The 26,163-nt window shown below is 37.3% G+C and carries 13 protein-coding genes; 3 read left to right on the forward strand and 10 right to left on the reverse strand.

Annotation, left to right across the window (positions count from 1 at the left end):
* The first annotated feature begins 69 nt into the window (after positions 1–69).
* From BMW71_RS16360 to BMW71_RS16370, 3 genes are all read left to right on the forward strand, one after another.
* Positions 70–1,215, forward strand: a complete 1,146-nt coding sequence (locus tag BMW71_RS16360) for a haloalkane dehalogenase (protein WP_092176395.1) — start codon at positions 70–72, stop codon at positions 1,213–1,215.
* Between the two features lie 262 nt (positions 1,216–1,477).
* Positions 1,478–2,287, forward strand: coding sequence for a sterol desaturase family protein (locus BMW71_RS16365; protein ID WP_092176398.1), 810 nt, complete (start codon positions 1,478–1,480; stop codon positions 2,285–2,287).
* Entirely contained in the window at positions 2,284–3,183 is a 900-nt protein-coding gene (locus tag BMW71_RS16370; RefSeq protein WP_092176400.1) for a CE1 family esterase, read from the forward strand. The genes BMW71_RS16365 and BMW71_RS16370 overlap by 4 nt, the downstream gene beginning before the upstream one ends.
* An 828-nt stretch (positions 3,184–4,011) precedes the next feature.
* Here BMW71_RS16370 and BMW71_RS16380 read toward each other — a convergent pair.
* The 10 genes from BMW71_RS16380 to BMW71_RS16440 form a co-directional block, all read right to left on the reverse strand.
* On the reverse strand, positions 4,012–4,782 hold the full coding sequence (locus tag BMW71_RS16380) for a competence protein CoiA (protein WP_092176403.1): 771 nt from the start codon (positions 4,780–4,782) through the stop codon (positions 4,012–4,014).
* Positions 4,783–4,785: 3 nt separating this feature from the next.
* Positions 4,786–5,379, reverse strand: coding sequence for a hypothetical protein (locus tag BMW71_RS16385; RefSeq protein ID WP_092176406.1), 594 nt, complete (start codon positions 5,377–5,379; stop codon positions 4,786–4,788).
* 1,065 nt (positions 5,380–6,444) lie between these two features.
* Positions 6,445–7,152 (reverse strand): phosphatase PAP2 family protein, encoded by a 708-nt coding sequence (locus BMW71_RS16390; RefSeq protein ID WP_092176408.1) that lies wholly within the window; start codon positions 7,150–7,152, stop codon positions 6,445–6,447.
* A gap of 70 nt (positions 7,153–7,222) precedes the next feature.
* On the reverse strand, positions 7,223–9,172 hold the full coding sequence (locus BMW71_RS16395) for a hypothetical protein (RefSeq protein ID WP_218145596.1): 1,950 nt from the start codon (positions 9,170–9,172) through the stop codon (positions 7,223–7,225).
* 1,729 nt (positions 9,173–10,901) lie between these two features.
* Positions 10,902–11,357 carry a GNAT family N-acetyltransferase gene (locus BMW71_RS16410; RefSeq protein ID WP_092176416.1) on the reverse strand — a complete coding sequence of 152 codons (456 nt, stop codon included), beginning with the start codon at positions 11,355–11,357 and terminating at the stop codon, positions 10,902–10,904.
* A 358-nt stretch (positions 11,358–11,715) separates the two neighbouring features.
* Complete coding sequence (locus BMW71_RS16415) at positions 11,716–12,387, reverse strand: macro domain-containing protein (protein WP_092176419.1); 672 nt, start codon at positions 12,385–12,387, stop codon at positions 11,716–11,718.
* A gap of 41 nt (positions 12,388–12,428) precedes the next feature.
* The gene (locus BMW71_RS16420; protein ID WP_143057656.1) at positions 12,429–16,865 is read right to left on the reverse strand and encodes a DarT ssDNA thymidine ADP-ribosyltransferase family protein; all 4,437 of its coding nucleotides are present in this window, start codon (positions 16,863–16,865) and stop codon (positions 12,429–12,431) included.
* Complete coding sequence (locus BMW71_RS16425; RefSeq protein WP_092176424.1) at positions 16,858–20,283, reverse strand: DEAD/DEAH box helicase; 3,426 nt, start codon at positions 20,281–20,283, stop codon at positions 16,858–16,860. The genes BMW71_RS16420 and BMW71_RS16425 overlap by 8 nt, the downstream gene beginning before the upstream one ends.
* Before the next feature lie 531 nt (positions 20,284–20,814).
* Positions 20,815–24,480 carry an SMEK domain-containing protein gene (locus BMW71_RS16430; RefSeq protein ID WP_092176427.1) on the reverse strand — a complete coding sequence of 1,222 codons (3,666 nt, stop codon included), beginning with the start codon at positions 24,478–24,480 and terminating at the stop codon, positions 20,815–20,817.
* Between the two features lie 890 nt (positions 24,481–25,370).
* Entirely contained in the window at positions 25,371–26,120 is a 750-nt protein-coding gene (locus BMW71_RS16440) for a DUF6090 family protein (protein WP_092176432.1), read from the reverse strand.
* Positions 26,121–26,163: the final 43 nt, after the last annotated feature.

Here is a 26,163-nt window from a genome sequence, read left to right on the forward strand (position 1 = left end):
CCATCGAAGATGGATGTTAGCTAATCCTTTACCTCAAAAATGTACTAGTAAAATAGACTCGATCTTATTATGAAAAAGCTCAAATTTATTCCCGTATTTATATTCGTATCCATTGGTTTATTGACGGTTTCCTGCCAGGTTGATGAAATGGATGTTTCTCCTGAAGTAGAAACAGGAGTTGAAGTTTTAACCACGGCAGGTGGGATAGCGTTCGTCAGGACCCCTGAAGCGCAATTTGAAAATTTACCCGACTGGCCCTACGATTATAAGTATGTTGAAATAGACGGATTACGGCAAGCCTATGCAGAGGCCGGTCCGGCTAATGGACAAGTGGTATTATTGCTGCACGGCCAACCAAGTTGGTCCTACCTCTATAGGAAAATGATTCCTGTACTGGCTGATGCCGGATACCGGGTCATTGCGATGGATCATATCGGTATGGGGCGCTCTGACAAACCTATCGATATCAACTACTACAGCTATCTGGGTCATGCTGATCGCCTAGGGCAATTTATTCAGGTCCTTGGGTTAACCGACATCAACTTATTTGTGCAGGACTGGGGCAGCTTGATCGGTCTGCGGGTAGCCGGACTTAATCCGGACTGGTTTGCCACGATAAGTGTCGGAAATGGAGATTTACTACTAATACCTGAAGGCGTTCAACCTTTTCCACCCGTAGAAAATCCAAATGAACACGAAGATTTAACCTTCCCGCTTGCAATCGTACCTGATCAACAGATCCCCTTTTATAATGGTTGTGAATTGCGCTTTGGAGGAGGAAGTCCGCAGGAGGGCTTTGGAGAATGGATAAACTATGCCATGAAGGACACTACCTTTCATGCTTCTGAGGTAGTAGAAAGTGGCACTTGGTTCCCGTTATCAGCAGCAGAAGAAGCAGCCTATGATGCGCCATTCCCCAGCCGCGAATACATGGCAGGTATCCGTACATTTCCGTCATTGATCAATCAAATGCCCGGACTCAACGAGGATGCCTGGGCGGGTCTTACTTCATTCGAAAAGCCATTCCTGACTATTTGGGGTGGGAATGATCCTGGCAACTTAGGCAGTTGCGAAACGCAGCAAAAGTTTATTGATCAGGTTCCGGGCGCTGAAGGGCAGCCGCATGACCGTCTTCCGGAAGCCGGCCATTTCCTCCAGCATGATCAGGGAGTAGAGATAGCCACTAGACTGGTTGAATTTTACGGCACTTTCTGATTTGGCGTAAAGCAGATTGTTCCGCATCAGAATTGGTTAAAAAAGCAAATAAACCTTCGTTTTCTTGGCGCTATGCTTTGTGGTTGACACCGTTGGTCTTTTGCATGAGATGAACAGGATAGCCTTGTTCAGTTTACCCACCCTATTGTTCAATCTGCTCTGGTTGACACGTCAATGCCTCTCAAGCGTCCGTACCTTAATTGTATAATTGCAACTAGCTCAAATTAAAGATGCTGTATTCAAATAACTAATTGAAATTATCATGGACTCCATCAATGTATATTTCCTAGGGTTCGTTTTTGTGGCCCTACTTGCAGAAATCATCTGGTCAACTACCAAAAAGAAAGCCGTGTTTAACCTGAAAGAAAGCGTGGGCAATTTCGGGATTCTGGTCGGTAACAATTTGTTGAAACCACTTTCCCTCGCTTGGAAGTATTTGGTGTTTGATTGGGTGGCCTCTTTTCGGTTTTTTGAGATTCCGACCGGCATTTTTACCATCGCCCTTACCTTTTTGGTAACCGAATTCGCCTACTATTGGTACCATCGGTTGAGCCATGAAGTGCCTGTTTTATGGACCTTGCACCATACCCATCATTCGAGTATCTGGATGAATTTGACCACAGCCGTGAGGTTGAACTGGCTTGGGAATTTTATCAGTCCCTTGTTTTACATTCCGCTGGTACTGCTTGGGTTTTCCCCGGAAATCATTGTTACCAGTTTGGCGGTCAGCCTGTTCTTTCAGTTTTTCCTCCATACCGAGGCTGTTGGCAAACTTGGTTTTTTGGAAGGTATTTTCTTCAATACCCCATCGGCACACCGCGTGCATCATGGCTCCAATGAAAAGTACATCGACAAAAACTATGGCGGGATGCTCATCTTATTCGATCGGCTGTTCGGTACCTACCAAAAAGAGGAAGAAAAAGTAAAATATGGCGTTACCACGGGCTTTTTAAGCCATAACCCTATCGTTATCAACTTTTCGCCACTCCTTCAATTTTTGAAAGGCAGTTGGAAACGGGAAAAACAACGGGTAAGGGAGCAGGGTGTCAATCAATTAATCCGAAAACAATGAAGGAAGCTACAATCAACACAATTGTCCTACTAGGGGTGCTGGCACTTGCTGCCAGTTGTGCAGACAATGAGGAAGTTGTGGTTGCTGAAACGGCTGACAAAGGTCTTTTTGATGAAACCATCAGCCACGATAACCTTCAAAGGGAGTATTTACTCTATGTTCCGGAAAGTTATACGGGCAACGAACCTGTCCCTCTCGTTTTCAGCTTGCACGGTGCCGGGGGTACAAAGGAAAGCCAGTATGGTTTGTGCCAATTCAATTTACTTGCCGACAGGGAAATTTTTATCCTGGTAACACCGCAGGCAACATCGATATTAGGCAACGTGACATTTTGGAACCAGCAAAACGACCCCAACCGTGCAGACGATGTGGGCTTTATAGAAGCCTTAATTGATGACGTAGCAAGCAGGTATACCATCGATTTGGACAGGGTCTATTTGGCAGGGTCTTCAAACGGCGCCTTCATGGCACTGGAAATCACCTGTCAGTTGAGCCAAAAGATAGCAGCCACCGCTGCCGTAAAAGGGTACATGCTCCCCGACCAAATCAACAATTGCAACCCAACTACGCCAACGGCCATCATCCAGATGCATGGTACCGAAGACCCGCTTGTCCCATACGGTGGCGTATCAGCGACCCTGCAGTTTTGGGCTGAAACCAATCAGACGGCACTTCAGTCAACGGTATCCCACTTGCCCGATACCGATCCGGACAACGGAAATACGGTGGTCAGCTATCTGTACACCAACGGTACAAACGGGGTTGAAATAGAACACCTGGAAGTGATTGGGGGGGGACACGATTGGTTTGGTGAGCCCGGCACCGATTATGACATCAACGCCAGTGAAAAGGCATGGGACTTTTTTACCAGATTTGATAGCAACGGCTTGAGATAAAACCATAAAAAATGGAAAATCAAAATTCAGGTTTAAGGAAACAACATTCTCCAGCCCGTACGATGAAAATAATGGCGCTCGATTGGTTGGTGCAAAACTGAAATACTGCGATCCTGATGTAGCTGAGGGTCCTGCCCGTCCGGCAGGCGGGCGCAACCTACAATCCAGTGAACTGGGACTGAGCGTTAAGAAATCTTTTTGTAAAAGATTTTAGCGAAAGCTTGTCCCGATAGCAAAGCGTATCGGGAGGCTTGGCTGCGGGGGGCATTGGTGGTGAAGAAAAGCAGTTGGGAATCACTTAAGCGAAAGCTCAAGCAGATCACCAAGAAAACCAGACCGTACAGTTTCGAAGAACGGCTTCACAAGCTCAGGGAGGTCTGGATGGGATGGGTGAACAACTACCGCCCCTGATTATATCAGGACAGGTTGGCAAGTATTCATGCCAAACTCAAACAGATCGACGAGTGGCTCAGAAACCGACTTCGCTACTGTATCTGGTCCGCCGCGGCGGAGAAGAAGCCTGAGCGGAAACGCAAAAACCTGGTCAGACTGGGCGTTGACCAAGACCATGCCTATGCTTGGAGCAGGACCAGAAAAGGAGGATGGGCAGTAGCTCAGAGTCCGATTCTGATAACCACTATTACTTTGTCACGTCTGAGAAGAAAGGGGTATGAATCCATGCTTTCCTATTACCTCAAATCTCAACCTAAAATCCAGTGAACCGCCAAGTACGAGACCCGTACGCTTGGTGGTGTGAGAGCCTCAACCTGAGCCATTTGGCTCAGGTCGGGCTACTCGATTGTGCGTTCGGCTTTATTATTCTATTTCTCAAAACCGTTTTCTCTTAACCCATTTTCCTTTATGAAGATAATGTGTTGACTCTCTTCGTTTTATCTTGATTTGAGCTGGTCTTGGTGGTGTTTTCTGTTTTTGACTCTCCATGAATAACTGACCCCTATTATGTGTTATTTGAACTAAATCATTTCTTTTAAATCCAACAACAATTGCTTGAGTAATATCCTTTTGAGGTAATAAGCACCATAAAGTATTTCTAATTTCATTTTGTTCGGTTGTTGAGAAATCAAAAATCACAGGAACTGAGCTATTAAGCCAAATTTTCGAAAAGACTCCTTCTGGGAAATTCACGTAAAAAACACCTTGTTGATTTGTTCGTCTAAAGTTTTCCATTCCTTTATGGAAACGTGGATAATCTCTTTTTAAACGAGTTCCATCAACAACCCAAATCATATTTTTATAAAACTTTTCGCGGGATATTCGTTCTTCCGGTTTTATAGCTGAATGTTGAAATTCTATGACAAGACTATGAATTGTCTTTACATCAGCAATATGTTTTTCTCCTGTTTGTCCGTCAAACAAAACTGTTTCTTGCCAGTCTGATGGATAATAATTTTTCCAATTTCGATGCCATTCAGTCTCAGGTTCCCACCAGCTATCACAAGCTTTAATACTACGATGTGCCCAATGCCAAACTTTCTTATCACCACATTTGGCAATAACAGATTGAGAGCAAATAGGGCAAATTCCTTGTTGCTTTGGTTGTGCTTCAACACGCTTATTGTCAATTAGTGCAAATCGCATATTTTAAAGGTCGTCAATTGCTTTTTGCCTTATTTTTTCGCTATTAATTTTGTCAAAATATGAGAGCCTTACAAAACAACTAATTACACTTTGATGGTCAATTGAAATTTGGATACTTCCATTTTCCAATTCAAAAGTTGTATAGTATTTACAATTATCCATTTTAACTGCGTTCATTCTGTCCCCGTCATCGTCAGGTTCAGAATAAGTGTCAAATTTTTCAATAATCTCCGATGGCTCTCCGTATTTTTCAGTTAACAATTCTTTTAGGTTGTAGTAGTTGGATGAAAGAGATGACCAAGTTTCTTGTTCAGGGAAAATAACTGTTATTTTACTAACTAGATCTTTTCCTTTTAAGGTTGCGACTCCGATAATGCAATCTTTGTAAGCAGCAAAATCACCTTGTAGAATAGCTACACCATCTTCTGTCTCAATTAGAATGAATCCACTTTGTTTCATTTTAGAAACATACTCATTTAGCGTTCCGTCAATAGGCACACCTTTAAAGGTCATATGTTCGGTTTTTTCGTTGTTGTTTTGTGCAATACTTGTCATAGTCAGTACAAAACATAAAAGTTCGGTAAGAATTGATCTCATTTTTTAAATTTTAATTCTTTATCGTGATAGTCATTTTTCAGCTGACGCACAACGGTTGATGGTATGGTGTCGTGCGGGATTACGAGGCAATTTCCTATCAGTTTACACCGACATTTTTTACGAGCCACGAACCCTCGAAAACCGCTGAAACCCGCATGCACTATACCATGTGTGTGTGCCCAGCATGGGCATCTGGTATCGAAGATACCAAATTATTCCAACGGGTGAAACGCCCGTGCCGATTTCTCGGCATCCCTTGTGCGCGGGAGTTCCCGATAACTATCGGGACAGGCTGTGTCCCGAAGCATTAGCAAGTCGCATTGCCTGTCCCGCTGATGCGGGAGTGGTTTGCCGTGAGAGGGCCGAACGTTAAGAAAATATCCAATGGATATTTTTAGTAAGGAGCCAGGATGCAGGGTAGGTGAAGCCCTGAAGTCTCGGAATTTTTACTAAGCGAGACTGCAAACCCCGGTTCCAACGAACAGGAACTGGATACTGAGGCCAGATAGGTTGGATAAGAGGCCTGAGCGTGAAGAAAATATCCGGTGGATATTTTTAGCGAAGGGCCGGGCAGTGCGCAGCATCATACCGACGTCCTAAGGGTGGGAAACCATCATGTACCTGTCAGGTAGATCCAGTGGATATTGGGGGAAGGAATATGCCCTTACCTGGGGAGATCTTGGAATAGATTCGGATTCTATGAGCCAAGAAGTCAGCCGACCTGTGCCGTGCCAACGGTAGGTCATGGTAGGTACCGGGAACGAGCTGTAAGAGCTACAGAGGTCTCACTGGGTAGCGAAGCCCGCCCGAATGACCGGTCCGACGGGGACCGAACATTGGATTAGGTCCTAATTCCATGGGGAGCGCCGTATCGGGGTAGCCTCATCTTAAGCAGGACCGAGCGTCAAGAAATGATCCCTTAGAATCATTTTTGCCAGGGGCCGGATTGCAGGGCTGGCAGAGCCTGTCCCGATTTTTCGGGAAGACCCGTACGCTTGGTGGTGTGAGGGGTGCTCCGCGGTCTTACGGCTTGCGGCCATCCACTCGATTGGCTGCAGTCTTTTATTACAGGCTTTCCTTTTCTATAAAAAATTTATTGAGATACGTATGCACCACTTTTTGGTACAAAACATAATAGCCAAAATATCCTAGTGCTACTCCGCCTAAAAATCCTATAACCGTGTGAAATTTCAATAAATATGTTCCGGTCGCACCAATAAATGCGAGAGGTAAGAATATCCAAAACAATGTCTTCCAGTATTTATGAAGGAAAACACCCATCAACATCAGTGGCGCGACATGGAGACTAGGAAAATCACCGAGAGGAGTACTCGCTCCATATAAGTCTTGCAGTGTTTGAAATGCTCCTTCATGTATCAAATAATATGCTGCGTATTCGTCGTATGAAGTAATCATGACTTCCGAAGCAGTTTTTGGGAAAACAATATAGATTATGTAAGCAACCAACCAGGTACCTATAACAACAAGATAAAATGAAATGACTTGCACCACGCTGATTTTACGATTAAAGGCATAAAATATTCCTGAAAATGGAACAAATAGGAGGACAAATAAATAGGGTAGGAAAGTGTACATTTCTGGGGGAGTCCATGTATCCAGAAAAGTTTTAAGAGAGACAGGTTCAAAAAGTTTTCCGCCTAACTCACAAATCGGTTGATATAGCGTCATCACTATAAACAAGAGAATGAAAAGTGGAATAAAAACCAGAAATTTCAACCAGATACTATGATTTAGTTTTTTTGATAGTTTCATCAGGAAAGTATGTATCTAAGTAAAATCTCTTAGGTTAAGATTGCAGCCAACGTTTTGCAGCTATAAGATTTTATTTTATTTCATATTGTATCGTATAATACCCATCGTTGTCAGTTACCAATCGGTCGTTTACCCGAAGGTATAGTCTTCCTTTTGAGTTTGTTGTGAATGTACCACCTTTACCGACCAAAAACCAATCACCATCCTCACCTATTTTTCCTATCAGACTGCCGTGTGGAAAGCGCTTATCAATGTTGTAAATTTTTGATGCATTGATTCCCTCCGGACCACTATTACCTAAAAAATTGCCTACTTTCATCTTACCTGATGCCTTCAATGTGTATGACTGCCCTTTGTTTAAGAAAAGATTTGTAAATGTAGAAAACGGTATAATTTTGTATATTGTTGCCCCTATCAATTCAGCTTCTATTGGGACTTCAGTTGCATAATTTGACTTTGCCTCTACGGTAAGAGAATTTCCCGCTGTATAATATTTATATAAGGTTCTTCCACTGTTTACAAAGTAATTGGATTTGGCTTCATTGGTATTTGGCGTTTTAAAGGCTTCAAGTCTATTTCTATAATTAGCTCTAATATCTTTATCATAAAACGATTTTATTTCTTCTGATGCATCGCTAATACGAAGACTGACAGAGCCACTGCTTTTTTCAAAGTTGCCATTAAAATGCATATAATGGCCAAAACTATTTTTAAAAATCATTTTGTTGGACATCTTACCGCTACCCAATCGCTCAAAACCCATTTCTCCGGTTTTATTGATAAAATTAGAGGCTTCACTATCTGAATACTTTTTGCTTGGATTTATCATTACTAAATAAGCTTGAAGCACATAATGTAAATCTTCATAACTAGGAAGACTATTGGCATACGTAATATTGAGCTTTTGCCTCAATACTTTTACCTCGTTTTGAAGTTTTGCAACTTCATTAGCCCTAATATTAGCTTGCTCAGTAAATAAAATTTGCTTTTCGGCAGCTTTCGACCGTTTTTCCTGAGCGATACGGTTTTGTTTGTTGATAATTGATATACGTTTATTTTTAATCTTACCAGATAAATCTAAATAGGTAGTACTATTTTCGTCTAAGTCAGATAGAAGGAGAGTAGCCAGTTGGTCTAATTCGTCCTGTGATTTGATACTCTCAATACCATCAGTTAGATAAGAAATCATATTAGAAACAATCTCAGTCTTCCGTTCTTGAAAAAGCTCAAATGTTTTTTTTGCGCTTTCCATATGTAGTACTCGGTCATAGTCTTTTTTGAAATCAGCAATAAGCCTATTGATAATCCGAACATTGGCATCTGTGGATTTGGCTGCCAAAAGCTTCATTTCTTCCTTAGGCATCAAATAATCGACTACTTCTACTACTTTGGATTCAACCTTACTATTGACTTGGGTTTTCATAGATTCTGAAGCCGTCAAATACAAGGTACTGTTTGAGGCTTTAAAATTCAGCAGTGTTTCTAACGAACTTTTTGAATTGACTAAATCCTGAGCTTCTTTAGCTTTTTGAGATAGCATCCTATCCGCAGCGAGACTTTCATACTTGTTTACTGTATTTGAAGCTATTTCTATTTCCGAAGGGAACAAAACAGCATATTCTGAATTAAGTTCTGACTTTAACTTTTGAATTGAATTATAATCAAATTTACCATCAGAAAGCAAACGTAATTCTTGAGATAATGCGTCGCGAAGTTGATTCCTGGCATCTATTTTTTTCCCAAAGGTATCAGTTCTAAAATCTAACTGATAATTATAAATTATATTGTTGAATACCCAAGCCCTGTGAGAATTGGTTTGATAACCATTTTTTATATAACAGGATTGTATTTTACGCCAGTCTTTGGAGCGCGCCTTTTCTGATAAGCTTGAAAACGACTTGCCCCTAAATGGAACGAAATATTTATCCGAATACAGATTCAGGGCTAAATTATCTATGATATTCTTCGAAAGGTATGAGTCGGTTTTTAGCTCGGGGTACTCATTTTTAATAATATCCATCCAATCTGAGACTTCTTTGCAATTCTGTGCCCATGCACTACTGAAAGATAATAGTATTAGGATAAAAAGATATGCTGCTGAGTGTTTAAGAATCATTTTTCAAAAGGCTCACTTTTTTGTTATTTCAATTTCAAGAATCTAAAGCTAAGTTAAAAAAAAATACTGTATTGAATACTCGATATCATTAAAATCACCACTGGTAATTTGAAACACTTCAACAGTATCTGAGTTTTCCACGTTAAAACCAAACAAACCAGAAATGAATTGTGCCACTTTATCAATAGCGATTATCCTAAAAAGCCTTGAACTGCCATCAGTATCAATATTCACAATAGTGTCACCGCCAGTTTCACATTAAAACCAAAACTTGGGCTTGGCTCTTAATTTAGGTTTTCATTCACCGCAATTCTTTTTAGTCAGTTTAATTTTAGTTTTTCAGCTTTTTAAAATCTTAAAAAATTGATGGTATTTCTAATGCTCAATTTTAGTAGTATTCTTGCCTACACAACGGTCTGTGTATGGTGTGCATCCACCAGGGTATGCACGTTACACCTTGTGTGTGCCCAGCATGGGCATCTGGTATCGAAGCTACCAAATTATTCCAGAGGGTGAAACGCCCGTGCCGATTTCAATCGGTATCCCTGATGCGCGGGAGTGGTGTCCCGAAGCCGTAGCAAGTCGCATTGCCTGTCCCGCCAAAGCGGGGCTGGTTTGCCGTGAGAGGACCGAGCGTAAAAAAAACTTTCTGTGAAAGTTTTGAGCGAGGAGCCAGCTTGGAGGGTGGCAAGTAAGCCAGACTGCGGTGTCTGTACTGACGAATACGCCCGAGCACGGGAGTGCGAAGGGGGCGCACGTAGTGCTGGCATCCGAAGACCTTCTAACTTCGAACTGCTGGGGTATTCATTTATCCCGACATACCAGAAGGGGGACAAAGGAGGACTGAGCGTTAAGAAATCTTTTTGTAAAAGATTTTAGCGAAAGCTTGTCCCGATAGCAAAGCGTATCGGGAGGCTTGGCTGCGGGTGGCATTGGTGGTGAAGAAAAGCAGTTGGGAATCACTCAAACGAAAGCTCAAGCAGATCACCAAGAAAACCAGACCGTACAGCTTCGAAGAACGGCTTCAAAAGCTCAGAGAGGTCTGGATGGGATGGGTGAATAACTACCGCCCCTGATTATATCAGGACAGGTTGGCAAGTATTCATGCCAAACTCAAACAGATCGACGAGTGGCTCCGAAACCGCCTCCGATACTGTATCTGGTCCGCCGCGGCGGAGAAGAAGCCTGAGCGGAAACGCAAAAACCTGGTCAGACTGGGCGTTGACCAAGACCATGCCTATGCGTAGGACCGAGCGTTAAGAAAATGTCCCTTTGGACATTTTTAGGGAGGGGCCAGGCAGCGGGCTGTAACCAGAAAAGGAGGATGGGCAGTAGCTCAGAGTCCAATTCTGATTACTACGATCACTTTGCCCCGCTTAAGAAGAAAAGGTTATGAATCAATGCTTTCCTATTACCTCAAAACGCAACCTACAATCCAGTGAACTGGGACTGAGCGCTAAAAATGACCCCTTTGAGTCATTTTAGCGAAGGGCCGGATTGCAGGGCTGGTAGAGCCAGTCCCGATTTTTCGGGAAGACCCGTACGCTTGGTGGTGTGAGGGGTGCTCCGCAGGCTTACGGCCTGCGGCCATCCACTCGATTGTAAGCCGTTTTTTTTGAATTCTTTTTTTCTTTCAATCATTTTCTGATGCATTGATCCTTTTGTAATAAAAGAGTTCAGGGTCACCTTCATCTAGCCCTTTTAATTCTCCTGCAAAAGAGAAGTCAGCTTTTTCAAGTGCTCTTTGCATTTGAGTATTTGAGCGATTTGTAGAAGTGAAAACTTTATCTGACTTGCATCCCTCACATATTAGGTCAAATACTTTTGTGCCGATTCCTTTTCCCCTGTATTTCTCGTCTATGATAATTAACTCTATCCAACCTTGGTCAAAAAAGCGGTAATCGAAAATCACAAATCCAACTTCTTTGTCATCTGCTGAAATGAGAAAGCACTCACCATCCAATATTGCCTTTGAAATCTTTTCTTCTCTCTTTAGTTTGATATGTTCGTCCTTGTCAAGCCTATAATCCAAGTCAACAGCGGTTGCTTTGTCGCTTATTGATGCTTGCCTTATCTTAATATTATTCATTTTTCGATCTGTCGATGCTTATTTTTAATGGCTTACAACGTTTTGGCGCTTGGCGCAGTGGCGGATTTCGGAGCACAAAAATGTCAATACACCACAAAAGTTGATGCGAGGTAGAATGTTCAATTAACCACGTCACCCGCCATTGAGCCAAACGCCTGTTACCACCAGCGCTTCCTTGTCTGCCGTGGTTTGTCGGTCTATTTGATACTACGTTTTTCATTGTCTTTTGTCGTGCGGTGGGGCATTTTTTAAAATTTCTTTTTCTCTTGGATTGGTGAAAAGCAAGCTCTTTTGCAAACTTTGGTCTGCGTGTCGGCTTGTGTGGTTTGCAAATGTGCTTGCTTTGTGCGTTGGCTTTTCATTTTGGTCTGTTCAATACATAGTTAAAAGCTTTTTCCAATGTCTTTTCGCCAATACCGTCATAATTGGCTAATGAAATCATTGAGTTTGCTTCTCCGTTTTGAATTATCTCTGATATTTTTCTTGCGTATTGTGGTTGTATGCCTGTTTCGGCTTTTATTGTCTTTTCGTCTAACGACAACCATTTTGCTTTGAAAGAAGCAAACAAGTCGTCATTTGCATTAGGGTCATAGTCGTAAATTTCAATGTCTATGGAACATTTGCCTAAATAATCGTCCATAAGACGTTTTACTTGGTTTGTGTCCAAGCCACCGTTATGCGTTCCAAGTAAAGGAAATGCGATTGAAGTAATACCTTTCTTGTCGTAGGTTTCCACAAACTTTTGCAAACCTTGTTCAATCCATTCTATTTTGCTCGGATATTTCCAATGAAATTTTGTCGGGAAACTTAAAATCCAAGGTGCATTTTCCTGTTTTGTATAAAGCCACAAAGAGCCTGTTTTAATGAGTTTGTTTTTACAATGCTCTTTGTATTCCTCATACATTCTAGGATATCTAAGTCTATGCACAAATGCAATTCCTTTTCCCATCACGCCAACACAGTTTACTGTGTTCACAATGGTTTGACACTTTGAATTAAAAATATTTCCTTTTATATGTTTTATTGCCATTTTTTATACTTTATAATTCACAAAGTTAAAGATGAATCTTATCATTTCGCATAAACGAACCAACTTCTGTTTGATTCATCTATAAAATTCAATTGTATATTTTGTTTTGCGTTACCAAGAGAAATGTTTGACTTGAATATGATTTTGTCTTTGCTTGTTTTGGAAACATCGCCAACAAGAATTTCCATTTCTTTTATATCGGATGTGCCATTTAAAACAAAATAACCTTCTCCGCTAAAATTAGTAGAAATGTGCAATTCAGAATCTTCCTCTTCTATTCTCACTCGTGGATTTTCATTGTTGTAATAACGTCTATCTACCACGATTTTTGAAAAAATGTCTTTATGCTCATTTCCTAATAAATTTTTGAGTAGTGTTCTGTCTGCTTCCGATGGGCAAATAATTTCAAATTCGAATAAATCATTAAAAGAAAGATCATCCTTAACCAAAAATTCCTGTTGTGAGTAATTCATATACTTTCTATTGTGCTCTTTGTCGTAACTCATATTTGAATACAAATAATCAAAATTGAATTTATCCAACATTTTTTCAATGGAATTGAATTTAGTAGAATCCGCTTGCATATTTCCATTGCTTACACAACATTTCTTTTCGTATTTAAATAAAACTTCCTTGATTGAAAACCTGAAAAATATTGGAATTGGACATTTTGGAAATCCTAGACCTCTAGCTTTGTCATACCAGGAAATCCAATTTCCGTGAGTTTCATATCCGTCTGTTGTGTTTTTGCCTAAAAACTCATTGTAAAACTGTGTTGGTGTTTGCGGTCTAAAATAAAAGCGTGCATAATTATGAGCATCGCCTCTACGATGAACAACGTTTCCTGCGGCATCACCTTTTATATTCGCTTTATTTCTGCTTTGAATTTTTCTATTTTTAATTATTTCAACAGCATTGTCAATATGGGAAAAGTGATAAATACTTCCTTTCCATTCCGACCATTGTTGTTCAATTTTATCAAGGAAATTTAAAGTTGCGTTTTTGTTTATTTCATCTAAGACATAGTTTCCTAAAAGTTCTTCAACTCGTTTGTTTGCTTTTAGGTTTGACCAATTCCAAAACTGTTTGAACTCTTGAATTATTTCTTTCGTGAAATGGACATTCGTGTTTGATGAAATCAAATTCCAATCTAAATATGCCTTAAACTTGTGTAAAATTTGGGAGTTCAATGGAAGTTTACCCGATGCACATATAAAATGCCAATTCCATTTGTCGGCAAATCGTTCAAGAAAATCAATATCATCAAAATTGATTTGTGGATTTTCTGTAATACCTTCCCAATGCCATTTGTTTTCAAATTTGGCAAGTATTTCTTTAGTCGGACTTAGGCTTGAATGTTTAGAAATGAATTGCCAATCTATATCACAATCTTTGGTAAGAGTCAATATTCCAATTGTTGGCACAAACGATTTGTGTCGTGAAACAGATTTCCAGTTCCAAGATTTTGCTTTTGTTTTCTCAATGAATTCAGCGTTAAACTCAAGATTTGAGTTTTCGGATAAGTAATACCAATCCCAATCTTTGTCTAACAGTTGTAAAAGCGTTTCATTGCTGAACTCGATATTTTTGCGTTTTGAAAGTGCTTGCCAATTCCAATTCTTGTCTTTTAATTCAAGAATCAGTTCGTTAGATATTTCTGCTCTTTCGTTTTCTGATAAAACTTGCCAATCCCAATTTTTGTCTTTGGTTGAAAGAATTAAACTACTATCAATTTTTATGTCTTTTCGTTTGGAAAGAATATCAAATTTGATTTCTGGAAATTGCTTGACAAGTCTTTCTAAATATTTTTCGTTCTCTTTATCTCTTTTCTGTTTAGTTAGAAAACCACCAAATTCGGTTAAGTAATCCCAGTCCCAATTTTCAGTTTTGTATTTCTGTAATAAAAGCCTGTTGTAATTAATACTTCCGTTTTTGGATAAAACTTGCCAATTCCAATAATCTTCAAATTGTGTCAAATAGCGATCTATATTGCTGAACCATTGTTTCCCACTATCCCAACTATAAGGGTTAAATTTTTGTTTAATGGCATAGCTTTCAGTAAAAATCGTCCAATTTATTTTTTCTCTGAATTGATTAAGTGTTCTAATGTCGGTTGGGAAAAGTTTATGATTGGAAATATAATCCCAATCCCATTCAAAAACATCTAACTGAATTGTTGCCTGAACAATAGGGAATAAGGTTTCAAAGGGAATTTTGCAAGTTATGTCTTTCCAATACTCTTTACGTTTCTCCGATTCTACAACAGTCAAGCATGCTGCAATTTTTGGAAGTTGTTTATCTATTGCAAGCTCATTTTCTATTGAAAAAACATCGTTTATCAGATACTTCCAATCAACGTATTGTGCAATATCTTCTAATAGTTCGAGAATAGTGTCCTTGTCAATTTTTCGGGTTACAATTTTCCAATCCCACTTTTCAAACAATTCATCATCTTCATAGCTATCAAGAATTGTTTCTTCTGAACTATTTTCCGTAATGAAACTCCAATCCCAAGGGAAATGCTTGTTTGCAAAAATGAATTCAAAATCAGCATTTTGTTTTTGGGTTAACAAACTCCAAAAATGTATTTGTTTTTCGCTTTCGGTTGCCTTGAAAAAAGTCTCTAGGTTATTATTCCAAAACGAAACATCAAAGGACGTTTGCGATAGAATTTCATTCCAAAGCAAATTGTTTGAATATGTAAGTTCTCCAAGAAATGCCTTTTCAATAAATGTAGCGTTGCTAATCAGAATTTTATTTTGTGAAATTCCTTCCCAATTCCAAGCGAAGTCCGGAAAGTCGCTTATCAAACTGTAATCAGAAATATGTTTGCTTACATTCAAAAAACCATTTTCTGTAGTGATACAATTGTGATACTTCTGAAAAATAGGTCTGCTCCATTCAACGTTTTCGTTTGTGTCAAAGCCGTTAATGTATTTATGAGTTTCCCATTGAATCAAATTTTGATTTTCAAAAAAATCTATAAGGTCTGGTGTCCAAAGATACTTTTGATGAGCAACAACAAAATTTTCGGGCAAATACAGCTTTAAAAGTGTTTTAAATGACTTATCATTCAAGCATTTTGCTGTCAATTCTTCATTGATGAAAAAACGATTTAAAACCGTGTGCCAATTCAATTTACTCGCAAGGCCCGAAATGTTTTTGTGTAGAAAATTGAGATTGATTTCTTCTGAAATTAATTTCCAATTCCAATTTTTTGAAATTAGCGTTTCAAGTTTGTCACGGTATTTGATGAAGGTATTTTTGAAAACCTCATTTTTACTTTCCGAAATAACATAAAAATCCCAAGGAAAATCTTCAATATGGTCTTCAATAAATTTGTCAGGAAGATTTTTTGACAAATAGTTCCAATCCCAACCTTTTTCTTTTAGGTTTAAATTTGAAAGTAAAGACGTTACAAGTTCGATTTCTTTGTATGAAAGTTCTTCAAAATCCCAATCAAAGGTTTCAATTTGTTTTTTTATAAATTCATCATCAAATCTTTCTGTAAGCGTTGTCCAATTCCAATAATCAGCATATTTCTCAATTACAGATTTAATACTTTCAATTGGTGCTTTTTCAGAAAGAATGCTCCAAACTCCACCGTCTCCGTTTTCACAAAACATTTCAAAAATAGTATTGTCATTCCAATCAAGTTTTGCATTAACTGCAAGCTCTTTCCAATTCCATAAGTCAATATACGTTTCAATGTCTTGCTTGGTAATTGAAGGTTTTACTAGAAGAATGTGATGATACATTCCTTGTCGTAGCAACTTGCTTTTAAATCCTGCGTTTTCGGGTAGCCCAAGCAAAAATTGAACTTCGGGTCTGTTTACGCCTGATTTTAATATTGAAAGTTCAAGCGAATTATCAAATGCAGTAATTTCGCATTGTAGGGATATGGTTTTGTAACTTATTCTTGGTTCGCTTTCGTAAAACTCAACTATCTCGCCTTTGTAAATATCGTTTCCGAAAAGTTGGAATTGAAGTTTTTGCTTTTGTTCAGGAATTTCAAGTTTCTGTTCTTTAAACTCTTTTTCGTGAGATATACGATTTTCTATGTCAAAAACATTCTTGAAAGAAAAATCAAAAGTTTCCCCTGTGGCGGTTTGGTTATCAAAAAATTCAGTTGTAGCAAAGTAGTATTTATATTTCAGCTTACTTTGTATCGCTTCTTGTCCAAATTCTGTTAATTGAATCTTCTGTTCCTTTTCACTTACTGCAATCAGATTGTATTCGGTTAGCCCTTTGAGATAGATTTTAAAAATATCTATTTCAGACAAATCTTGTAAGTTGAAACCTAACAATATCCCTAACTCTGAAAAATTGATTTCGTTTCCTTTTGCATTGATGATTGAACAGAAAATCTCATCAATTTCATTGATATTAAATGCTTTTCTATACTGAATTTGGCAAGAAGTGGATTTTACTGTCCACTCAAACGGAAATGTTGCGTATGTCGTTTTAGTGCTATCCATTTTGGTCAACTGCGTTTTGTAATTCTTCTGCACTAATTATTTTTCCTTTCTGCTGTATGGTTTCAAAAACGTTTTTGTATATGTCTTTTCTGCAAAAATGTTCACTATTCCCAACTACAATAAGTAGTCGCCTTGCTCTTGATAACGCTACATTCAAACGGTTTGGCGATTCCGCAAAACCTAAACTCTCTTGTAACGGATAACCTAATTCGCCATAAATTTCATCAGGTTGTTGACCTTGAAAAGATGCTAATTTGTTGCTACGCACCATTGAAACAATGATTATGTTCCTTTCCATTCCTTGAAATCTATCAACCGTGCTTAAGCGAATTGGAACTTCACTATGCTTTTCTTTGAGCATTTTGTTGATGTAGTGAATTTGCTTTCCGTAAAAACTAATCAATCCGATTTGTTTTTCTTCCAAACTTTTGTTGGAAAGCCATTGGTCAAATTCATTTTTCCCTTTGCTGTTATTCAGAACTGTTAAAATATTGTCAATCGATTCAATTTCTCCGAAATTAACTCTTGATGTTCCTTCTTGAATTTCGGGTGTGGTTACATTTACCCAAATGGTATGTGTTTCGGGTGTCAAGATATTTTTGTATTGTAAGCCGTGATACCTTGAATCCCATTCGTCAAAAGAATTGTGATAAGTTTCTTCTAATGGCAAACCGCACTTCAAACCACCGTCATCTTTGTAAAATTGTGATATAGCTTCATTGATTGCAGGGTGCATTCGATATTGTGTATCAAATGTTCCTTTTATGCTTTCATCAATGTTTTTGAATAGTCTTTCAAATTGCGATATTTCAAATTCCTTATGTGATAGTGTTTTGGCCAGTGCCTTTTCGCCAATAGACATTAGTAAATCTTTAATTTCTTCTCCATCAATCATTGGTGGTAATTGTCTATGGTCGCCCACTATAATTGATTTCTTTCCAAATAAGACAGGCAAAGCAAGTTCGGGGGGTGTTGCTTTACTGGCTTCATCCATAATTACAGTATCAAAACTGATTTTCGTGCGGTTTAAAACATCATAGTTTTTGTTTTCAAAATGTTTTTTCTCAAATACATTCAAATAAGAACGGAAAAACGAAGTCCATTTATTTTCAGAATTCAGTTTTCCTATAGAACTTCCTGTTGCACCAATCAAATTCACATACTCCAAGTATTTCTCTGCAAAAAGCTTTTTGGTTTCATAGTTAGGCTTTTGCAAATGGGTTTTCCATTTATCTAAAGCCGAGTTAATCAGTTCATCTTCTTGATATTCAACTCGGTTTGCAATGTTGCTTACCCAGTGTGAAACGGTGTTGCTTTCATTGGAATTGCTCTTCTGCCAATTTTCAATGGCTCCAAGCGAGAAAAAATATCCTTCCGATTCTAAGTTATCAGTATTGCCAAACCGAATGGGTTTTACAACATTATTTTGACCATTCTTTAATCGGTCAATGGCATTATCAACAGCAAGATTCGTTTCAGAAGTCAGAAGAATTTTTTGTTTTGGTTCTTTTCTGATGTGTTGCCAAATTATTTCAGCGATTGCAGTTGATTTGCCTGTTCCTGGTGGTCCTTGAATTAGAGCTAATTCATCTGCGTAAAGCGATTTGAAAATTGCTTGCCGTTGCGACTCATTTAATGACTTAGAAAAAAGATTATTCTCAAAGTCCTGCCATTCAGCACTTGTTTTGTTTAGTAAATAGTCAATATTCTCAATGATTTTGGCTTTTGATGAATCGTATAAAAAAATTTTTGCATTGTCGTTTGGCAACTTCGTTTTTTCATCATCAAGTTTAAGAACAGTATCTTCTAAACGTTTTATTTTGTCCTTTTCACCTTTTAAATCTGGAAAAATGGCTTTTACCTTTTCTTCCGAAATATTCTCTTTTACTTCTTCAATTCTATCTTCATCAACTACGAAATACAAATCTGGATAATCAACCTTTTGCAGTTTGCCCAAATAGTATTTTTCTTTTGGATTGCCGAAATAAAATTCTTCTCGTAAAAGTTTGGAAAGTTTATCTTGTTCTTGCTCAACTTTCAATTCAAAGTTTTCCTCACAAAGATATTTCTCTTGAAACGTGTCGTTTATTGTGTAAATGAAACTTTCGGAATCAATAAAGTCACTTAATTGGTTGTTCAATCTTGCAAGAATTTCCGTTTTATTTCCTGTTTGGTAGAATTGCCGGAATATAAGTTTCTCTCCGTTTGCAATAAGTTTTGTATTCAGATTAGGAAATTCTTTTTTCAAATTACTTTGTAATTCGTGCAATCCTGTTTCAAACCTGATGTTGAATTTAAATTTATGAGAATCACCTCTATCGTATATGTCAAAGAATGAGAATGATTTAATATAATTTAGTTTCTCAATTAAGTTTGATTCAGTTTCAAAGTCAAATGAAATTGTTCTGTGTGTTTGGCTTACTTGAAATTCGTCCCCGTGTATTTCAGAAAAAAATCTATTCCAAAATACATCTTCGTTTCTTTCAAGCTCATCTATTCCTTTATCAAGTTTTCTAAAATCAAAGGCATATTCAGTTTTGTAATAAAAAACAAATGGATTGTCAGGAAAATATTTTTTGAGTGCTCTCTTTAATCGAAAAGCCTCAAAACCTAAATCTGATTCGTGTTGTTCATAAAACTTGCTGTCATAGTTAAAATGCAGGCAATTCTCCTTTGGTTGCGGAAGTGTAATTCCCTTGCTTTCTAATTCATCAATTCTTCGTTTTAAAACATCTTTATTTTCAAAAGTGAAAGTCAGTTCGTTTCCACGTTTTGCTAAACCGAAATGTTTCTCAAACACCTGATAAACATTTTGGTGTAATTCGCCTTCAACTGTTATTTTATTCCCTTGTTGAGCGATTTCAATGTTTCTGTAAAACGTTGAAATAAGAAATGAAAGCGAAGGTTTTATTGAAAAAACTGCTCCTATTTTTTTATTAAATTTTAGACCCTGAATTTGTCTAGCCCGATTCCATTCGTCTAAAGTTAAAAATATCAATCCCGAATTTTTAAAATGGTAGCTAGTTGGAAGTTCTCCAATTATATTTTTTAGTTCTTCTTTGCTGTTGTTTTCTTGTCCTGTAATTGTTCCTTCAATAACAGGATTTTCATTAAAGTCAATGTAACAGATTTCAGCAAGTTCTTTCAGTTTGCTAAGTCGTTCAAATGTTATGTTTGTTGTGCTTGCAACGCTTGTCTGAATATACCCGCTTTCAAAATCAAAATTTTGAACATTGAAAATGTGCTCTACTTCTTTCTTGAATACTTGTTTGAAGATTTCTTGGTCTATTGACAAATATAGTTTCAAGCCGTTAAGTTGAACGGATTTTGTCGTGTCAATTCCAATTGGTCTAGATTTATGTTCTAAGATTTTGGATTGTGCAGTGATATACTTTTTCCAAACGTCCTTTTGATTCATACTACAACTGCTTTTTGGGGGTGATTGAAAATTGGCTCTTTTGGTTTTGCTGCAGGGTCGGCTTTGTGCGTTGGGGCAAAACCAAATGTGCCAATGTGCGGCTGGCTAAAAGAAATTTTAAAAAATGCGAAGGGTTGGCTTTTTCTTTCTTTTCTGTCACTTGTCCCAAAAGAAAAACACGGTCAGTTTGAAAGTCTGTCTGCTTGGTCGATATGGTCTGTATGTTGAGTCCATTTTTAGTCATTGTCTTGCTGTGTCGTCTGTCTTTTTAGCATTGGTGGTAACGGTCAAGTATAAGAGCAGTAGCGGATTTCAAGGCAATTACCTGTCCGCCACCACAAAAGTTTATTAAATGCACAGACCTTGCTTTTACCACTTCACCCGCTATTGCTCTTATACAATGTTGTGTTTTCGTGCTTTATTTCCTCTGTCAGTCCGTGCGTTTGGGCAGCCATACTCTTTGACAAGTTTTGGTTTGTGTGTTGGCTCTTTTGAGCGACTTGGCAATGTGTATGGATGTGAAGGATTGGCTCATAGTTTTGTTACTTTTTCAATTATCTTTTTTCCGTTTTTACCTTTTAAAGCTTTGGTCAATTCTGGGAGAGCGCCCGTTTTAAAATCATCTCTATTCCTCTCAATTTTGCATTTATCTTCAATTATCTCTGAAATCTCTTGAGCAAATAAGTCTACTTCATTTGCCAATATTGATAACTGTTCTAAACCATAACTGATTTTTCTAATATCAAGATTTTTTGTCGTCTGTTTTAAAATCGGTCTGTATGTTTCAAATAATTGCTTTGCTATAGTCAGATGTTCATCCTTATCCAAATCAATAAGTCTTTTAATACCTTGTCCAAATGTTGATAGATTAACATTTTCTTTTTTAGATTCCTTTGCTTTATCAACCAATATTGGCGTTAAATAATGCCTTGTCAATTCTTCACTAATAATCCAAGTTTGCTGAAATCCATTTAAAAATTTATCTATCTCGGTATTTCTTGCTTTCCTTAGAAAAGTACTTGTTCTGTTTGTACAAAGTGTTTTTAGAATAGATTGTGTTTTGGTGGAAGCAACTTGATATTTATTTGAGTATTGCTTATCTATTTTCACAAAGCTAAAAATTGCATGGCATACACCTTGAAAATATGTTCGATTTGAAGGCTTGATAAAATATTCGTCAGATAAAGAAGTATAAATTTTATGCCCCAATTCTAAATCCGCATCTATAAGCTTTGGTAATATTTGTTGTAAATGAGATATTCTAAAATCCTCATTTTTAGCAATGCGCACAAAATTTGAAACAGAGAATTGATTTGATGAAAACACTCTTATTAAAACGTCTTTGTTTTTTTTGAATCCAGGAAGTGTTTTAGCGACTTTTGTTAAATCGGTTTCATTTAATAAGGCATCAACTGTTGATTCGGCTACAGTTTCAATCGATTCTTTTTTTAAATATAAATTATAGCCTTTTAAACATTGTTTAAATTCATGAAGACCATTCAAGTCTGTTAATTTCTCATTACTCAAAAATGATTCTGCATTGATAAGCTTCAATAATATTTCTTTAGCTGATTCAGAAGAAACCTTATTTAGGTTGTTAATGATTTGAGTTACTGAATATAAACTTTCCTTATCCCTTATTAACTTCTCTGCTATTTCGTTAGATGTTCTGCTTGAAAATATGCTTCGTGCTACTTCTTTATTAATGTCATAAATATCACTTAGAAAACGAGCAAAATCAGTTAAAGACAATTGTGATATCTTTGCATAAAATGCTTTATCTGCAATTAACCTATTTAAGAGTTCATCCAATTTTTGATTATTATCAAACGCTCTGAAATTTATTAATTCATTTAAGCTTTTAGAGATTTTAACAGGTTTGTTCTTATCTTCTAATGCAGATTGCAAAAGCAAATCAACGCTCAGGTTTTTATAAATATCAAAAGCCAACTGTCTTGCAACATCAGTCTTTTTAAGCTCCGCTAAACAATTACCAAGCAAGCTAAAAGGTGCTGAATAGAATTTTTCCATCCAAAACGAAAAGTCTAATACAAAAAGCCTTTGAATTGTTAACTTCTGATTTTTCCTATCTTGATAAATACCTAATGTTAATTCGTTTATAGGTGTTTCTTTAACAAAAGTTTTAATCTGTATATTATCAACTGATTGCCCAATCTGAGTTTCCATTTCTCCAAGTACTTCTTTGAAAGAAAGTATTTCATTTTTCAAATGATAACCATCTTGCTCAAATACTCTGATTTTATGAAATGGCATCATGGATTCAAAGTCTTCAAGAAATGCTTTTTTTGAGTTATGATTTAATAGTTCATATTCACGTAATAGTTTAAGAAGCTCTTTTTGTGAAGCATATGATTTTAAAGAGTAATAACTAATAACTCGTTTAGTAAATTCTCTGTCATTCAATAAGTCGCCTAATAATGAGTTATCAGTTAAACCGCCAACAATGATTAAAGTATTTGAAAAATTAAAGGGTAATGGTTTTAGCTCTAAATAATATTCAAGTATGGAACTTTTAATATTAGGCATATTTAAAATTTCCGCAACTATTTTAGAATCCCCATTTTCAGAAAGGTTTTGAACTAAAGTTCCGAAATTCTCCGGAAGAGAATCGATTGCCGATAGGTAGTCAATTATTTGTTTCTTTTTTACTCCAGCTACACCTTTGCTTTTTAGGTCAGGGAATTGTGAAATTATTGATTGTGCAATTAAGTCAGCAAATGCTGTATGATGAAAAACAAAGAATTTATCTTCTTTAAAAAACAATCCTTTATCCTTTAATCGTTCAAAAACTGTTAGTCCGTTAGCATCAGAAAAAGGTAATTGTGGCTGAAATGGAATATTGTAGCTATAAACAGAAGCGTACCTTAACGTTAATTGAATCTCATCTTTATTTTTGAAGTCGTAGCTATTATAAAACCTTTCGTTCAGAATTTCATTATCAAAATCTGACAATAAACCTCCATCTTTGCCCCAGAAATGAAGCAAAATTGAAAGTTTTAATAAATTAAAATTTACAAGTTCAAGAACTTTGTTTAAATCTCCAATTTCATATGCCTTATCAGGATGCCTTTGTGTATAGAAGCGTTTTCTGTTTTGTACAAGTTCTCTAATTCTATTCTCATCACAAGTAATCTGATTATTGTAACGTTTCTTCCAGACAAATTTTCGATGATAGATTTGGCCATTAAATTCATCATCAATTATGCTTGTATTTCGGCTAAGAAAAATGGTCTGTATTTGATTAAAATTCTTTAATTCTACAAATAGTTCATCGCTGAAATTGATGTTATTTTGTATATCATCAATTATTAAGAAACTGAATTGATTATTAAGGATGACAAGTTCCTTTTTAACATCAGATAATCTCGTTGCTTCTGTAACCTTTAAATAGAAACTTTTAATTAAAGTCTGTTTTGCCAACATACTTGCGACAAATAATGAAAAGGTTGTCTTTCCTGAACAACTACTGCCAACTAATAGATAGTTTTGTTCACCCTCATAAAGATTAACCTTAGAATTCTTACGAATATTTTTAAATAATTGAAATTCATGTTTCGATAGAACAATCCAGTTATTTTCAAGAAACTTTGAGTTTGAATAAAACTCATCCGTTTTATCGAAAGCTTGGTCAATCGACCTAATACATGCAATACTTTGAACTCCTTCCTCTTGTGGGAATAGCTCTTGTTTTAGAAAATTATATACATCAAGTTGCTCTTGATAGGTGAAATTTGATTGGATATATGCTTTTAATGAGCTAGGTGTTAAAATATTTTTTTCATTACTGAAATTAATAGTAGCGTCATTAAAATCATTCTCTTTTTCTGATTCACTTAAATCCTCAAAAAATGCGATGTATAAAGATTTATAGCCTTGTTTAATTTTTCGATTCTTAAACCCTTTTATTGTCCTTTCTATTTTACCTTTCTTATTGTCTTTTTGAGCGGTAACTTGAACAGTAATATTTTTGTCATAGGTAGCTAAATCAATATCAGATTCATTTTTCTTATGGTAATTTCTATTGTACAAATTCCATCCGTACACTTTATTAAGAAATCGGCAGTAGAAATCTTCAGCTTTCTTGTATGCATTAGTCCATCCATTATCAGCATCTTTCCTCAATTGAGAAAAATACGTTGTAATCAAACCCTCTATTTCTTGTGGAATTTCTCTCATATCTGCTAGCCGTGGGTTGTGTATAAAATAGCTCTTTTGCAAGCTGAAGTATCAGCTTGTGCGTTGGAGCTTGCGAATGTGCTATTTGTGGGTGGGCTTTTCATTTTATATTACTACGATTTTCTCTTTGCATGAAACACAACGTCCAGGCTTGCGTGCGGTGGGCGCTTTCGGAGCGCTTTTCTCCCGGCTTTCCCAAACGTTATTCAATGTACTAAATTTTATTTTATTCTCTTGATGCCCAATGCGCGCAAGCCATTGTTACAGGCAGGGCTCCCTTTTTTTCTGTTGTTCGGTCCCGGTATGCTGAAAACTAACTGGTGTGTTTAGCCGCAAATGTCATGGACCAGATCGGGTGGCCAATACGGGAAAGGTTGCTGTTTTCGGTTTTCATCTCTTGGATATCGATGTTCGGCGTTTTTCCAGCAGCCTTCCTCCAGGCGTTCCGGGTTCGCCCTGTTCTCCATCTTAAACGTCGTTACCTTCCGGAACCCGCTCGCCCGGCGCAAGGGATTTGTGTTCGGTACCGAAAAATCACCGGTCGAATCGCAGCACTTCCGGATATTACCGGTTGTATCGGGTTGCTGTCCTGCAGGTATGTCTTCCATCTCCGTAAACGGATACCTATCCACGCCCTCGATGCTGGAAAAAGCCCCGATCCGGTCCTTCGTGCACCACCAGAAATTGAAAAGCTTTCATCGGGACCACCTATTCTTACTGTACATGGCCTTGCCTGTAACGTTTTGCGGCTATAAAACGAGGCAAGTTGCGTGCCGTTTCAGTATCAAATTGCAATGATGTTGGGGCGGCGCACCGCAGCCCGCAAACCGCGTCATCTTGCCTTGTTTTATAGGTGCTGTTGTGCTTTCGTTATCATTTTGCCTTTTGATTCAATGGTCAAATTTTTCCAGTTCTAAACGTATCTGTGTTTGTACTCGATTGATTATACGTGATTGGTTGTGTAGAAGACCCCTGTATGATTCTGATAGCTCCATTTGGAGGTTCATTAAACGCATTAACGCTTCTCTCTTTTCATAAGAATTTAAGATAATGGATTCTTTTATACTATTATTTCCACCATTTGATTCAATATAAAGATCCGTAACTTTCTCGTGTAATTGATCTATATTATTTAAGATATAATCTTTTCTCCCACTATCACCAAAAATCTCATTTCTGGGTAACCAAAATTCATAAGTAACAACTATTAGGTTACGCAAAGAATCATTACTAATGTACTCCAATCCTTTTGATTTTAGAGCTTCATATGCCCCTCCGTTGAAACTAAGCTTAATACCAGTATTTGAATCTTTCAGGTTTTCAATTAGCATCGAATCTGCATTGGTGGCTCCAGTCTTTAAATAAGAAAGAATGTTGTTTATAGCTGTATCCCGCTTTTGAACTCTTTCTTGTATTCCTTTATTGACAATTGAGTCAGTTTTTAATGCAACAGATATTTCTTTCAATGCTTTATTTTCATAAACCCTTCCTTTTCTGCCTTCATTCCAGTTGTTTAATGAAAGTGCTATCAGAATTCCGATGACTACGAGCACAATTTCACCAATAGCATATCTCATGTATTTGGTCACATTATTTTCGTAAACCAATTGTTGTCTGATTTTTCTAAAGAATTTTATCATTGGTTATTAGTTGGCTATAATGAAGCACAACGTTTGCGTATAT

Origin of the sequence: Cyclobacterium xiamenense (assembly GCF_900109255.1) — a bacterium.
Classification (GTDB): domain Bacteria; phylum Bacteroidota; class Bacteroidia; order Cytophagales; family Cyclobacteriaceae; genus Cyclobacterium; species Cyclobacterium xiamenense.

Coding starts and splice junctions, on each gene's coding strand:
- BMW71_RS16380 (WP_092176403.1), bottom strand. CDS start 4,782: ATGCGATTTGCACTAATTGACAATAAGCGTGTTGAAGCACAACCAAAG.
- BMW71_RS16390 (WP_092176408.1), bottom strand. CDS start 7,152: ATGAAACTATCAAAAAAACTAAATCATAGTATCTGGTTGAAATTTCTG.
- BMW71_RS16370 (WP_092176400.1), top strand. CDS start 2,284: ATGAAGGAAGCTACAATCAACACAATTGTCCTACTAGGGGTGCTGGCA.
- BMW71_RS16440 (WP_092176432.1), bottom strand. CDS start 26,120: ATGATAAAATTCTTTAGAAAAATCAGACAACAATTGGTTTACGAAAAT.
- BMW71_RS16410 (WP_092176416.1), bottom strand. CDS start 11,357: ATGAATAATATTAAGATAAGGCAAGCATCAATAAGCGACAAAGCAACC.
- BMW71_RS16360 (WP_092176395.1), top strand. CDS start 70: ATGAAAAAGCTCAAATTTATTCCCGTATTTATATTCGTATCCATTGGT.
- BMW71_RS16430 (WP_092176427.1), bottom strand. CDS start 24,480: ATGAGAGAAATTCCACAAGAAATAGAGGGTTTGATTACAACGTATTTT.
- BMW71_RS16365 (WP_092176398.1), top strand. CDS start 1,478: ATGGACTCCATCAATGTATATTTCCTAGGGTTCGTTTTTGTGGCCCTA.
- BMW71_RS16420 (WP_143057656.1), bottom strand. CDS start 16,865: ATGGATAGCACTAAAACGACATACGCAACATTTCCGTTTGAGTGGACA.
- BMW71_RS16385 (WP_092176406.1), bottom strand. CDS start 5,379: ATGAGATCAATTCTTACCGAACTTTTATGTTTTGTACTGACTATGACA.
- BMW71_RS16395 (WP_218145596.1), bottom strand. CDS start 9,172: ATGGATATTATTAAAAATGAGTACCCCGAGCTAAAAACCGACTCATAC.
- BMW71_RS16415 (WP_092176419.1), bottom strand. CDS start 12,387: ATGGCAATAAAACATATAAAAGGAAATATTTTTAATTCAAAGTGTCAA.
- BMW71_RS16425 (WP_092176424.1), bottom strand. CDS start 20,283: ATGAATCAAAAGGACGTTTGGAAAAAGTATATCACTGCACAATCCAAA.